Here is a 13,787-nt window from a genome sequence, read left to right as displayed (position 1 = left end):
GGAGTCCGACGCGCTCCTTTCGCGCGGCAGGCGGGCTCCGTAGTCCCACTCCCGTTGGTCCACCAGAAAAGCGTGACGTGCGCGCGTCCGATCTGCAATGTCTTGGGACGACAGCTTGCTCACGAAGGCGTTCTTTTTATCTCTCCACACGGTGGGGACGACAAAAGTGCTGCTCAGATGGGCGCGCCTCCCGGAATCCCCAGGCGTTGTACACAGGCTGTGCACAGGGCCGCGCACAGGAGGAGGCGAGTTGTCCACAGGTTGTCCCGAGGCTCGTCCACCGGCCCGCTTGGGACTGTGACGTGCGGCTTCGTATGGTTACCCGCGCCGGATCAGGTCCCTCTTCGTGGCCTGGGCCGACTTTTCCGGTGAATCTGTGGTCCCCGTCACTCACCCGGGGTCCTGCTCACCCGAAAGTGTCGTACCCGGGCTGTTTGATCACGGAGCAGGAACGACGATGAAGGGGTAGGTCGGCATGTCGATCACCGACGACGCACGACCCGATTCCCGGCCGCAGTCATCTCCGGGAGGTAAGCCCTCCGGTGGCCGCCCGCCAGGCGCCGGTGGGCCGCCGCCCCAGACCGGCGGCTTCGACAAGTCACCGCCGCAGGACATCGCCGCGGAGCAGAGCGTGCTCGGCGGCATGCTGCTGTCCAAGGATGCGATCGCCGACGTCGTCGAGATCCTCAAATCACACGACTTCTACCGCCCGGTCCACGCGACCGTCTTCGACACGATCCTCGAGCTCTACGGCCGCGGCGAGCCGGCCGACGGCGTCACCGTCGCGGCGGCGCTGTCCGACTCCGGCGACCTGCAGCGCATCGGCGGCGTGCCTTACCTGCACACCCTGATCGAGAGCGTGCCGACCGCCGCCAACGCGTCCTACTACGCCCGCATCGTCTCCGAGCGCGCCGTGCTGCGCCGCCTCGTCGAGGCGGGCACCAAGATCACCCAACTGGGGTACGGCACGGGCGGCAACGGCGGCATGGACGTCGACGACATCGTCGACCTCGCCCAGCAGGCTGTGTACGACGTGACCGAGCGCCGGGTCTCCGAGGACTTCGCGGTGCTGGCCGACATGCTCCAGCCGACGCTGGACGAGATCGAGGCGGTCGGCGCCACCAACGGCATGATGACCGGCGTACCGACCGGCTTCTCCGACCTGGACCGGCTGCTCAACGGTCTGCACGCCGGCCAGCTGATCATCGTGGCCGGCCGTCCGGGTCTGGGTAAGTCGACCGCGTCGATGGACTTCGCCCGGAACGCGGCCATCCGGGCGAACTGCGCCAGCGCCATCTTCTCCCTGGAAATGAGCAAGATCGAGATCGTCATGCGTCTGCTGTCGGCGGAGGCCAGGGTGCCGCTGCACGTGCTGCGCTCCGGTCAGCTCTCGGACGACGACTGGACCAAGCTGGCCCGCCGGATGGGCGAGATCAGCGAGGCCCCGATCTTCGTCGACGACACCCCGAGCATGAACCTGATGGAGATCCGGGCGAAGGCCCGCCGTCTCAAGCAACGCCACAACCTGAAACTGATCGTGGTCGACTACCTCCAGCTGATGTCCTCCCCGAAAAAGACGGAAAGCCGCCAGCAGGAGGTCGCGGAGCTGTCCCGAGGCCTGAAGCTGCTGGCCAAGGAGGTCGAATGCCCGGTGATCGCGGTGAGCCAGCTGAACCGTGGCCCCGAGCAGCGCACCGACAAGCGCCCTCAGCTGTCCGACCTGCGTGAGTCCGGCTCGATCGAGCAGGACGCCGACGTGGTGATCCTGCTGCACCGCGACGACTACTACGACAAGGAGTCCCCGCGTGCGGGCGAGGCGGACTTCATCGTGGCCAAGCACCGAAACGGCCCGACGGACACGGTGACGGTGGCAGCGCAACTGCACCTGTCCCGCTTCGTCGACATGGCGATCGTCTAGCGCGGCTCAATCACGAAGGCGGAGGCAGGGGCGGCCGGTGCCCGGTAGAGAGGCGACTCACCGAGCACGGTGATCTTTGACGGCCGGGCGTCCACGAGGACAGCGAAATGGTCTCGGAAGCCCTCCACCGCGACGCCGGCCGGTCGGGTGATGCGCTCCTCAAGCCGCCAGCCGTGTGCTGCCAGCAGGGTGCTGACCCGGTCCAAGGCCTCGGCGGGGGGCAGCTCACCCAGGCCGGCGTGGATCGTCACCTCGAAGCCGAAGCTCTCCTCACTCCAGTTCACCGAGCCGGCCGACCGGCGCTGGGGGCCTGGGTCGTGCGCGGTGAAGATGTCCTGACCGGGCAGGGCAGTGGTGACCAACTGGATGAGTTCCTCACGAAAGGCGCGGTGCGCATCCTCGACGGCGCGAATCATGGCTGCCCAGGAAGGTGGGACATCGGGGTCGTGGCGCGCAGGACGTACCGGTAGGGGCACGCCGTCGACGAAGTGCCGCTGCTTGAACTCCTCCCAGGTCGGCACGCCGATGGGCCGGGTCGCATGCCGTCCGGATGTCACCTCGACCTCGTAGATGACGCCGGCTCGAGTCATCGCGGCGTCCGCGGACTCAACGACGGACTGAGCGAACTGCGGGTCGCCGTAGACCCGCTCGTCGATGAAGAACGCCGGCCGGAGATCGTCGTAAGCCTCGCCGTACTCGTACAGGTGAAGGTTTTCGCTGGGGTCAGGCATCGCCCGGCTCGGTCCGTAGGACAAAGCCGTTCCACTTGTCCTCGTCCCAGTCGTAGATCGTCGTGCCCCGGGGGAACTCGATCGCGCCCGCGCCGGGCAGCGCGGCGCGCAGCAGCACGTCGTCGTCATGCACGTGGATCACGGCAAGGCCGGCGGAGGCCGCCAGCGCCTGGAAAACGGCGGTCGCGGCGCGCTCCTCGATGTCGGCGCCGGTGGTCGGCTCCACGCGGCGGCCGCCGGCCTGCCACAGCCGCAACTCGACGTTGTAGGCGTCCGGTGCCTCGAACTCACCGGCGGGCCGGAACGCCGCCTCGGAGTTGTGCGCGACGACGGGGCCGCCGAACTCACCCTCGACGCCCGGCACCAGGCGGGCGGTGTCAACGAGCAGCCAGACCTGCTGGTCGCGTACCTCGGTCCGGCCACCGATCAGCTTGGCCACGAACTCGGCGACCTCCGCCGGCGACCCGTCGGTCCGCACGAAGAGCTGCTCACGCACTGACATTGATGTCTCCCGTGTCACCACGCCACACGACAGACCCTCCGTCGCCCGTAAAGACGATCATGCGCTGCTCAGGCAGGACATCCCGCCCCTGCTGCCGCCAGAACCCGAGCGCGCGCCGGATCCCCCGGACGGCCGCGTCGATCGTCAGCCCGACGTCACGGCCGTCGACGACCGCCACGGTGATCCGCGGATCCTGCCCGAACGGCTCACGCAGGCGTTTCTCGACCCGCCGGGAGAAATCCGCATCCTTGCGGTCGGCCTTCAGGTCGGGATCCAACCGCTTGAGATCACCGTACGCACCGACATCGGCGCTGTCGGTTCGCAGGAGGACATCGGGGTTGCCGAGGCCGTCGGATCGCCCGTGAGCAGCCTCGAGAGCCCGGACGTCGAAGGATTGGCCTAGGCGCTCGGCCTGGCGGCGTTCGTGCTCGTACTCGAAAAGCTCCAGGTAGTGAGCGCCGATGGCGAAGTCGTCGCCGAGTGCGCCCTGCATCTGGCCGATCAGACCGTTGATCACTACGGGGCCGGCGTTGGTGGGCAAGCTTTCACCTGCGACTGGCGCTTCGGAGGTCAGTTCCGGCGAGGGCTTCAGATCGGGGCTGTCGGTTTGCCCTCCTGGCACATCTGGAGCAGCGTCTCCGATGCCTGGGGTAGGCCGAATTCCCAGCCCATCCTCTCGCCCTCTCGGAACATCTCCAGGAGCGCTTGTTCCTTCGGCAGTTCCGAGTGCAGGGCCGCGCGAGCGGTCGGTTCCGCCTTCGTGCGGTCCAGCGGCCGAGTCCTCCCCTGATAGCTCGGGTTGAACAGAAATGTCGCCGCGATAAGACTCGTCACCGTGTTCGACTCCGAGTCCGTGACTGCTCGGTAGCCGAGCTCCCAATCGGTTATCGACATCCCGTGACGTTGTTGGACTTGCCGGTTCCTCCGGATCGTCGTGAGAGCGTCTCGCATCTGATGCCTGCGGCGCACGTCCGACCGACGGCTCGGGAAGCGGGCGCGTGCCAGCTACTGACGCGGAGGACCGAAGTCCCAACCCATCTTCTTGCCCTCGTCGAGCATCTCCAGAAGCGTCTGCTCCGTCGGCAGCTCCGCCTGGAGGATCTCCCGGGCGACTTGTTCTGCTTCCGTTCGACTCAGTGGTCGTATTCTCTCTTGATAGCTCGGGTCGAACAGGAATGTCGCTGCTATCGCGGGGGCGTAGATCCACGCCTTCCGTGGCACGCTCCACATCACTGCTCGCAGGGAGTGGTGATTCTGCACCTCGTATGCGATCACGCTCGTCACTGCGCCTGACATGTCGGACTTCAGGATTGCCTGATAGCCGAACTCCGTGTCGGTCATCGTCATCCGATCCGTCGCTTTCAAGAACGTCTGCCAGGGTCAGGCTATTTCGTTCGAGAATCTTATCGAACGATGAACGCTCGGCATGGAGGTCGCCGAGATATTTGTTCCACTGTGTGCCTGTCGACTGGATCCAAGTTTGGAACGTTGAGTCGACATCCTTCCAAGCTGAGAAGCGCATGGCTTTTAACTCGTCGACGCCGTCCGGCAGCCTATCGTCGATACCTTCTCGAATGTTGATGGCAAGAATGCGAAGGAAAGCATCGACTCGCGCCGGGTACGGAGCGAAGTTGTGGCGCAATACCTCGTACAGTCCGTGAGTGAGCTCGCTGACCGATCGCGATGCCTCAGTCGGGAACTGTAGCTCGAAAACCACCCCATTTGGGTCGGCAACCGTAACGTTGAACCCATTGTGACGCCCGCCGCCACCCCAGAAGTTAACTATCTTTCTGATGTCGTGGCTACGACTTCTTAGGTCGGCAATGGCGGCCGCGGCGCGTAGGTGATAGTCCCGCTCGTGAAGCTGAATCGAGAATCGTACCCTGTCCTTGGTATCTTCCAAGAACTTGTCGGGAAGAGTTCCCTCTGATTCGAACTCGGCGGCGAAGGCGCGGGCCAGTGAGGACTTCGTCTTATAAGAGTTCTTGACGCCGACGAGTTGAGCGGCGCCATCGCCGAAGGCGTCGTTGATCGATGCGACCACGTCTTCAAGGGTCACCTGCAGCCGGGCGGCGTCCTTCTTGGCTCGGTCGACGGAGTCCTCAATGAGAGCTCTGTGCTCTGGCTCGAGTGCCGCCAGCTGACGGCGTTCCGCCTCGCGTGGATCAAAGTCCTCAGCGACCATCTCGGACACCGGAATTCGCGCCGGTTCGGCCACCCTGGTGTCCGCCGACGTCGAGATATCAGGCGCTACTGGCGAGGTGGACCGAAGGTCCAGCCCATCCTTTCGCCCTCCGCGCACATCGCTTGGAGCGTTTTCTCGCTCGGAAGTTCTGTGTGAAGGCTCTCCACCGCGATCTGTTCCGCCGCGGGCCGACTCACCTGTTCCCGGCGTTCCTGGTACTTGTGGTCGTACAGGATCGGGACCGCCAGACCCGGAGCGCTGATCCAGGCTCTCCGCGGGACGCTCCAGATCACCGCTTGGAAAGGGTTGTCCAGTAGCACTTGGTAGGCGACCAGGCTCGTTACCGCTCCTGAGAGATCGGATCGCAGGATCGCCTGATAGCCGAACATCCGCATCTTCATCCGTGTCGTCGAGCGGTTCAACCTCCGTTGAGGCGCTCTGTTCATCCACCGGCGGCCGCGGGTCCCGCCCGTCCGTGTCCCCCTCGTGAGGGCCGACACGGTCGTCGGCGGGGTCAGCGGGCGTCGCGCCGGTGGGCTCCAGCGACGACCGGCTCCACAGGCCGGCCTCGTGGTACGGCAACGGCGCCGGACGACCCTGTCCATCCACCACCACCGCGTCCATCGAGATGACGTTGCCGTTGTTCTTTACTGCTGCGTGGGAGTACAGCGGCGCCTCTTCCGACAGGCGGCCCGTTTGCGGGTCCAGGAACAGGATTGTGCCGTTCTGGTTCACCGCCGCCCACGCGTGGGCCGTGCCTTCCTCCGAGTCCGTCACGATGAAGGCGAATGCGCCATGGCCCGCGTTGTACAGATGGTTGTGCAGGTTCGTCATGGCCGTGTCCACAGCCTGTTTCGCCTGCTGCGGATCCAGCCCACCCACGTACGGGCACAGCCCCTGGAATTCACTGCCGACGGTGTCCTCGATACGGGCCAGGCCCCGATCCTCCGCGCCCAATGGACGGGTCGGGTCGCCGTACGCGTATGAATCGAATGTGCGCGGCGCCGAGACGCGGGGGCGACCATGCACGTAGGTCTCATACAGTGACAGCACGCCGTCCACGCAATTGATGCCGCGGGTCGGGTCCGCGGCCGGGCCGCCGTCGTTCGCCAGGCCGAACCAATTCCCCTGCCGGGGATCGGCCAGGCGCACCACCCGGCCGTCCGCATCGCGCGGCATGGCATTTTCCAGATCAATCTGATGTACGGCGAGAGGCGCGCGCAACCCGCCCCGTTTCCCGTACGGCCGGCTCTGGTCGACCGGCGGCGGAACGCCGTCGCCGGTCAGCGCCGACTGATCCCCGGTTTCGACCCCGCCCAGCGCCATCGTGCCGACGTCGTCGTTGATCCGTACCCAGTCCGCCGGCTCGACCTCGACCCGTTCGGGCGCGAACTCCCCGGCCAGCACCTGGCGGGCCTTGAGCTCCAGTTCGTCGGCGTCCTCGCTGGTACGCCGCGCCTCGGCCCGAAGGTGCTCGCCGAGCAGCGTGGAACCCGATGCGAGGGCGGCATCCGCCTGCATGCCCAGGTCGAGCACCTTGGTCCGCTGCCCATCAGCGATCCGCACCAGGTAGTCGGCGTACTCGGCGCGCCGGTTGTCCTCGTGCGTGGCGCGGGCGTGCTGCATGTACTCGCGGTACGACTTCCGTTCCCGCGCGTCGTGCTCGGCCAGCCGCACCTGTTCCAGCCATTCGGCCCGGTCGGGGTGAATCCCGGCGGTCTGATTCGGCGTGCCGGATTTCAGTGCCTCGTCGATCGGCGAGTTCGGATGGGTGGAGTTCGGATCGGTGGAGTTCGGCGTGTTGCCATGCGTCGGCTGCCGGTCGTCGCGGGGAGCCAGGGCTTCCGCGATGCGGTCCACCGGCGCGGGCTTCGGGGCCAGCGCTTCGGCGATGCGGTCGACCGGGCGTCGAGGTGACGGGATCGGGTTGGGAGCGGGCCGCGGCGTGACGGAAGGCTCCGGTGCTGGTGCTGGTGCCGGTGTCGGTGTCGGCGGGCTGGGCTGCGGATCGGGGTCCGGTCGCGGATCGAACGGCGGGACCGGTTCGGCCTGGCTGACCCGGTCGAGGTCGTCCGCCAGCAGGGCATCCGGCGTCTCATCGCGGGGAGTCGGCGTGGGCTCGACAAGATCGGGAGCCGGTGAAGGGGATGGGGTTGCGAGTAGCCGAGGCGCCGGCACAGGGTCGGGCGTGGGTGCGGGCGGCGTCGCGAGGTCAGGCGCCGGCGGCGGTGCGGACCAGAGCGCCGGCTCGGGCGCGGGGTCTGGCCCAGGCACCGGCGAAGGCCCAAGGTCAGGTGCGGGCGAAGGCACCGGCGCAGGCGAGGGCGAGGGAACCGGTGCAGGCGGCGGCACCGGTGAGGGCGCGGGCGAAGGCGAAGGCACCGGCGCAGGCGAAGGCACCGGCGCAGGCGAGGGCGAAGGCACCGGCGCAGGCGGCGGCACCGGTGAGGGCGCGGGTGCAGGCGCCGGACGAGGAGTCGGCGAAGGCGTCGGCGCAGGCGACGGTGAGGGCGCCGGAAATGGACCAGGCGCCGGCGAAGGAGCAGGCTGCTGCTGGTAAGCCGACGAGTAGTAGATCGGCGCCGGTCGCGGAGGCGGAGGCGGCAGAGTTGTCTGCTTGGGCCGCCAGATCCCATCCGGCCTCCCGCCGAACGGCATCGGGTTGCCCCGGCCGTCCACCACCAGCGCATCCAGCGCCACCACGTTCGCCGCGTCCGGACGTCCCAGGTGGCCGTACAAGCTGGTGCCCGGCGGCGCGACCCGGCCTGATTGCGGGTCCACGAACAGGATCTGGCCGTTCTGGTTCACCGCCGCCCACGCGTGCGCCGACCCGCCTTCCCAGGCGTTGACCAGGAACGCGAACGATCCGTGCCCGCCCGCCAGCAGCTGCGTGGACACGTCACCCAGCGCCTGCTGGATCTTCTGGCCCGCGACCGCCGGGTGGTCGCCGCCCACACCTGCGCACAGTGACTGGAACCGGCCGCCGGTCGCGTGTTCGACGCGTTCCGGGCCGATGGCCTCGCCGTACAGCGGTTTTGTCGAGTCGCCGTCTGCGTAACCGTCGAATGTTCGCGGCGCCGAGACCCTGGGCCGGCCGTGCACGTACGTGTCGAAGAACGACAGCACGCAGTCCTGGCAGTTGATCCCGCGTGTCGGGTCGGCCTTCGAACCACCGTCGTTGACCAGCTGGAAGTACGGCGCGCGCGGGTCGGCACCGCGTACCGGATCGCCGTTGCCGTCGCGGGGGACCGCGCTTTCCAGATCGACCTGGTGTTGGGCGAGCGGCTCGCGCAGGCCCGCCCTCGTCCCGTAGGGGCGGGTCGCGTCGATCGGCGGCGGATGGTCGTTACCGGTGAGCATCGACCGGTTGCCGAACGTCACCGCGCCGCGCGCCAGCCGGCCACGGTCCTCATTGGCCCGGTGCCAGTGCTGGGGCGCGACGTCCGTGATGGTTCCGGGCGGCGGCCGCCACGCCGGGTCCTTCAGCGCCGCGGCCTGCGCTTCCGCCCGCTCGGCCTCCGCCGTTGCCACATCGACGTGGGCCTGGAAGTACGCCGCCATGTGCGGATCGAACTTGAGGAAACGCGCGACCCGGGCAGACCGCCGCGCGCTCCGGGCCCGGCGGCGCGCGCTCTCCGCCTTGCCCTCGACCGCGTCGATCACTTCCTGACGACGGTGCGTCGCATACGACTCGCGCAGCTCCCGCGCGTACCGGAAATAACCGTCCACTTCGGGCTCCGGTGCGGCCGCCGTCTGCGGCGGCAGGCCGCGGCCGGGAGCAGCGCCGACCAGGACCGCCGCCGGATCCGTCGGGGTCGTGCTCAACCGCGACGGTACGTCCACAGCCCCGTCCCGAGGCCCGGGGACCTGCGGCGGTCGCGTGGCCGGGTTGCTCGGAGCCGGTCCACCGGGATCGGTCCGCCCCGGAAGCAGCCCGCTCCCAGTCGCACTGGCCGCCGGCGCAGTGACATCAACCGCAGCCGACCCACGAGCAACACCAACCGGCGAGGCGGGAGTCCGTGGCGACGCGGAGTTCGAATCGTTGCCGACGGGAGTGCTGCCGTCAGGACCAGTCCGCGGCGACGTGACGTTCGGCCCGGCGACACCTGGACCGCTGACGTTCGGACCGGTGACGTTCGGGCCGGCGACGTTCGGGCTCGTGCTGTTCGGGCCCGTCACGTTCGGGCCGCCGATACCAGGGCTGGTGACGTTCGGGCCGCCGGTACCGGGGCTGGTGACGTTCGGACCGGCGACTCCTGGGCTGGTGACGTTCGGGCCCGTGACGTTCGGGCCGGTCGGTGAGGTGCCGGCCGGCGTCGGGCGCGTGCCGTTGCCGAGCGGGGAGTTCCCGTTCCCGGGCAGCGAGGGATTCGTGGTGATGATGTTCGGCCGGTTGGGGGCATCCGTGCGCGAAGTCAGGTCGATCCCGGGACTCCGGGCCGGAGGCGTGGTGCCGTTGCTCGACGTGTCCGTCCCGAAGGGAGACCACGGGCTGAGCCCACTCGCGGGCGCAGGCGAGCGAGGACCCGAGCTGACCGACGGCACATTCCCCGAAGGAGGCCCAGCCGGACCCGACGGAGACGACACCGAAGTCCCGGCCACAGAAGGACCGGAACCCGAGGTCACCGCCCCAGCGGACACCGACCCGCCGCCACCTTGGTGACCGGCCGGACCAGAAGAACCAAGCCCCCCGGGTGAGCCGGATCCGGCAAATCCGCCCGGCGTCCCGCCGCTGGCCAGCCCGCCCGGCGTGCCGGGGCCTGCCAGCCCGCCCGGCGTCCCGCCGCCGCCGGCCAGCCCGCCCGGCGTGCCGGGGCCAGAGCCAGGGAACCCGCCCGGTGTCCCGCCGGCCAGCCCGCCCGGCGCGCCATAGCTGGCCAGCCCGCCCGGCGCGCCAGAGCCGGCGAGCCCGCCCGGCGTGCCGGAAGCAGCGCTCGCGAGCCCACCAGACGAACCGGCCCCTGCCGAAGCACCCGAAGCAATAGCAGTGCCCGAAGCCCCAGTCTCGCCTCCAACAGACGAAGACGCATCAACCACTGGCGCAAGGCTCGACAGATTGACCCCACCGGACGGCGCCGGAGCCGCATAGGACACCGACGTCGCATCAGCCGAGCGAGAACCGCCATCCGTCGAAACCGACACCGGCCCGGCCGCAGGACCACCACTTCCATATGCCGTCGGATCGGATGAAACCGACAAGGGCGCGAACGCCGCCCCGGAATGCGAAGACCCATTCGACGACGGCCCACCCGAGGAACCGCCGGTTGAGGGCGAAGACACCGGCGACAACGGCCCGGCCGTACCCCCGTCTCCGGCCGCGGACTCCGACCCGAGGGACACCGGACCACCAGGCACCCCGAGATTGCCGACCTTGTCAGCCAACCCGTCCGCGAAGCCCGACCGCGCACCGTCCACCAGCGACCCGCTGGCCCCCGAACTGGCCGACTTGGCGACACTCTCCAGATCCGGCAGGTCCCCGCTGACCGCAGCCCCGCCGAACTCGCCGAGCACCTCCGCGGCCATCCCGCGGGTCATTCCCCCGCCGCCGTGGCCGCCCTTGCCGATGCCCGCCCCGCTCGCCGCGAACCCACCCGCGAATCCGCCGGCCGCCGACATCCCGAGATCCCGTACGTCGAAGCCGTGCGCCCGCCCGGTCGAGTTCTGGTACGCCTGGATCGCCCCGTTCGTGGCGATCTCCTCGCGCATCTCGTCGAAGCCCTCCTTGAAGGCTTCCTTGCCGAGCTTCTTCAGGCCGGCCTTCGTGGTCAGCTGCTTGGCCGCCCGCTGCCCGGCCTCCTTCAGCGACTTCTTGATCGCCTTCTTGCTGAGCTGGGCGATGAGCCGCTTGAAGATCTGCTGGATGGCCAGCCGGGTCGCCGCGATCAGACCGCCCGCCGCCGGGGACGCCGCACCCAGGGTCAGCGCCACGGCGACCGCCATGCCGATCAGCTCGATCAGGAACAGGCCGATCTCGATCCAGGCCTCGAGTTTGGCGCCCTCGATGTCGCAGCCGCATTCCTCGACGAGTTTGCCCAGCTCGTCGGCGATGGCCAGGAGCGAGTTGAGCGGCGCGTTCTCGTCCGCGGACAGCTGGTCCCAGGCGCCCTGGAAGGCCTGTGCGCCCGCTCCGCCGTACCCCGAGAGCACCTGGCCGGCCGCGTCGTAGGCCTCGTCGCGCGGTTCGGCCAGGCGCTGGGCGAGCGCGTACCAGCGGTCGGCGACGTCCCAGGTCGTCTTCTCGTTGCCTTCCGGCCAGTCGAAGCCGACCACCCATTCGAGCGCCTCGTACGCCCAGCCGGGAACGTCGAACGGCATGTAGTCGAGCGGGTGCGGGATGGGGCTGGGCAGGATCGTCACGAGCGGGTCCTGTACGTCCGCTCCACCTGGACGGCTGCGTGGTGGTCCGTCTCGGTGGCCTCACGGACCGTGTCGACCACCGCGTCGCCCAGGCCCTCGACGTACAGGCCGAGCTTTTCCCAGGCCAGCAGCACCTGCTGCTCGATCGGGCGGTAGTTGTTCTCGAAGGCCTGGCCGATCTCGTCGGCGCCCCAGGGCCGCTGGCCGCTGATGGCGGCGAGTTCGCCGCCGGCGCCGGAGCGCTCCGCGGTCAGGTGCTTGCCGGCCGCCGCCAGGTCGCGGCCGCCGCTCAGCACGCGGTCGGGGTCGAGCCACAGTTCCTCAGCCATTGTCGTCCGCCTCGCGCATGATCGCGTCCTGCCGGCGCAGCAGTGAGCCGAAGTTGTTGTCCCGGATGAACTGCATCGGGCCCGAGTCGGCCGGCAGGTAGCCGGACATGATCTGCTGCACCCGCTCCGCCACCTGCGCGGCCGCCTTCTCCGTGGTCGCGACGATCTTGCGGCCGAGCTCGGCCGCGTCCATGTCACGGTAGATCCGCCGGTCCAGGCGCAGGTCGATCAGCTGGCCCCGGGGGCCCACCGTCGCGCGGATCAGACCGTCCTCGGATTCCGCGGTGACCTGCAGTTCCGCCAGCCGCTGCTGGATGTCGTCCATTCCGGACCGGAGCCGCTGGTACTGCCCGTACACGTCGTCGAAGCGCGCTCGCAGCGCGTGGTTGGCATCGCGATCCGCCATGTCCGCCACGGTCGTCCTCCCCCGGCACCCGACCATCGATCGAGGTGACCCTACCGGGCGGCGCGACGCGTCGTGGTCCGGTAGTTTCACCTCCGCACACGGATGCGGGGCGACAGGGGTTCAGATGATCACGCGGGCGGACGCCGAGGAGATCGCCGCCGGCTGGGCGCGCAGCGAGACCGAGCGCCGGGGGTACGAGTGCCTGCCCATGGTCTCCGAGTTCGACCTCGGTTTTGTGGTCTGGACCAAACAGCCGCCGACCGTGCTGCCCATCCCCGGTGACGGCGCCCGCACGGTCATCGACCGCCAGACCGGCGCCCTGTCCACCTATCCCGGTGTCCCCGCCGAGGTGATCGCCGATCTCTACCGCACCCACCAGCCGGCCGTGGTGGCCCAGCGCCGCACGGTCGATCCCGAGGTGGAGCTGCGCCGCAACGCTCGCCGCCGGCCGACGCCCACCACCGCCGCGCATCTGACCGTCGACGGCCGGCTGTTCATCGCCCGCGGCGCGAAGGGCGACCAGGAGATCGACCATCATCCGCTGGTCCGCGCCTACCTCGGCAGCCTGGAGCCGGGGCGCACAGTGCGCGGCACCGACCGTCATGCCGAGCTGATCGTGCTCTCCGACGCCCTGCACGAGGCCGACCGGCAGCGTGGTGAGCCGTTGACGCTGGACGAAGCCCGCGCGTGGTTGCGCACCGCCGACTTCGAGGCCTACTACGTCCGCGACCGGGGCGACCCGCTGGGCGCGACCGTGGCGCGGCCGTGTGAGTCGTGCATCCTGACGCTCGTCGACTTCGCGTTGCTGCCGTGGTCGCATCTGGCGTTTGTGGAGCCCTTCCGGCCGTACTCGGAGAACATCGCCCAGCCCGGTCGCTTCCCGGACCCGGTCGCCGGGGCCCTGGCCGACGCGGGCTGGCGCCCGATGCAGCCGGTGGTGGCCGAGGTGCTGGCCGACGGCATGATCGACGACGTGGTCAACGTGCCCGGCCTGCGGTTCCGGCACGTGCCCTTCCCGGCGGCCCGGGCCGCGATCATGGATTTCCCGGGGATCTTCTGCGGCCTGCGCGGCCCGGGGGTACGCCGCTGGGTCCGCTGGCTCAACCTCGAGCCCGTGGCGGCGGCGCACTCGGCGGACGTGCTGGGTGAGTTCGCCGAGGTGATCGGGGCGCCGCTGTTCCCGCTGGGCGTGGAGGCCAAGGGCGACGCGATCGTGGCGATCGACGAGCGCGGCCGGTTGTTCGCGCTGGACCAGGGCGGCGAGTGGTTCCTGGGCGAGACCCTGGACGAGGGCCTGCTCAGCCTGCTGACCGGTGACGGCCCGGCGGAACGGGTCCGCGACGACGGCACCTGGTAGGT

Annotated in this window: 7 protein-coding genes; 2 read left to right on the top strand and 5 right to left on the bottom strand. The window is 69.2% G+C overall.

Features of this window, described 5'->3' with window-relative positions:
• The first annotated feature begins 475 nt into the window (after nucleotides 1-475).
• The gene (gene dnaB / locus AB0C12_RS11345; RefSeq protein ID WP_360546616.1) at nucleotides 476-1,918 is read left to right on the top strand and encodes a replicative DNA helicase; all 1,443 of its coding nucleotides are present in this window, start codon (nucleotides 476-478) and stop codon (nucleotides 1,916-1,918) included.
• Here the strand turns inward: dnaB and AB0C12_RS11340 are convergent.
• Genes AB0C12_RS11340 through AB0C12_RS11320 form a run of 5 tightly spaced genes read right to left on the bottom strand, consistent with a single transcriptional unit; the run spans nucleotide 1,915 to nucleotide 12,428 of the window.
• Complete coding sequence (locus tag AB0C12_RS11340) at nucleotides 1,915-2,649, bottom strand: hypothetical protein (protein WP_360546614.1); 735 nt, start codon at nucleotides 2,647-2,649, stop codon at nucleotides 1,915-1,917. The genes dnaB and AB0C12_RS11340 overlap by 4 nt on opposite strands.
• Nucleotides 2,642-3,151 carry a hypothetical protein gene (locus tag AB0C12_RS11335; RefSeq protein ID WP_360546612.1) on the bottom strand — a complete coding sequence of 170 codons (510 nt, stop codon included), beginning with the start codon at nucleotides 3,149-3,151 and terminating at the stop codon, nucleotides 2,642-2,644. The genes AB0C12_RS11340 and AB0C12_RS11335 overlap by 8 nt, the downstream gene beginning before the upstream one ends.
• A complete protein-coding gene (locus AB0C12_RS11330) occupies nucleotides 3,138-11,693 on the bottom strand; it encodes a toxin glutamine deamidase domain-containing protein (protein WP_360546610.1) in 8,556 nt (2,851 codons plus the stop codon). Before AB0C12_RS11330 ends, AB0C12_RS11335 begins: the two co-directional genes overlap by 14 nt.
• Nucleotides 11,690-12,022 (bottom strand): hypothetical protein, encoded by a 333-nt coding sequence (locus tag AB0C12_RS11325; RefSeq protein WP_360546608.1) that lies wholly within the window; start codon nucleotides 12,020-12,022, stop codon nucleotides 11,690-11,692. Before AB0C12_RS11325 ends, AB0C12_RS11330 begins: the two co-directional genes overlap by 4 nt.
• Complete coding sequence (locus AB0C12_RS11320; protein ID WP_360546606.1) at nucleotides 12,015-12,428, bottom strand: YbaB/EbfC family nucleoid-associated protein; 414 nt, start codon at nucleotides 12,426-12,428, stop codon at nucleotides 12,015-12,017. The genes AB0C12_RS11325 and AB0C12_RS11320 overlap by 8 nt, the downstream gene beginning before the upstream one ends.
• A gap of 124 nt (nucleotides 12,429-12,552) precedes the next feature.
• Here AB0C12_RS11320 and AB0C12_RS11315 point away from each other — a divergent pair, with 124 nt between their 5' ends.
• Nucleotides 12,553-13,785: an SUKH-3 domain-containing protein gene (locus tag AB0C12_RS11315; RefSeq protein ID WP_360546604.1), complete on the top strand. Its 1,233-nt coding sequence runs from the start codon at nucleotides 12,553-12,555 to the stop codon at nucleotides 13,783-13,785.
• Nucleotides 13,786-13,787: the final 2 nt, after the last annotated feature.

The sequence above is a fragment of the Actinoplanes sp. NPDC048967 genome (assembly GCF_040649415.1).
In the GTDB taxonomy this organism is placed as follows: Bacteria; Actinomycetota; Actinomycetes; order Mycobacteriales; family Micromonosporaceae; genus Actinoplanes.
Note: the sequence above shows the minus strand (reverse complement) of the source record. Positions and strands in the feature narration are given on the sequence as shown.

Bases quoted from the DNA above. Each gene is read 5' to 3' on its own strand.
- dnaB (WP_360546616.1), top strand. From the start codon at position 476: ATGTCGATCACCGACGACGCACGACCCGATTCCCGGCCGCAGTCATCT.
- AB0C12_RS11340 (WP_360546614.1), bottom strand. From the start codon at position 2,649: ATGCCTGACCCCAGCGAAAACCTTCACCTGTACGAGTACGGCGAGGCT.
- AB0C12_RS11335 (WP_360546612.1), bottom strand. From the start codon at position 3,151: ATGTCAGTGCGTGAGCAGCTCTTCGTGCGGACCGACGGGTCGCCGGCG.
- AB0C12_RS11325 (WP_360546608.1), bottom strand. From the start codon at position 12,022: ATGGCTGAGGAACTGTGGCTCGACCCCGACCGCGTGCTGAGCGGCGGC.
- AB0C12_RS11320 (WP_360546606.1), bottom strand. From the start codon at position 12,428: ATGGCGGATCGCGATGCCAACCACGCGCTGCGAGCGCGCTTCGACGAC.
- AB0C12_RS11315 (WP_360546604.1), top strand. From the start codon at position 12,553: ATGATCACGCGGGCGGACGCCGAGGAGATCGCCGCCGGCTGGGCGCGC.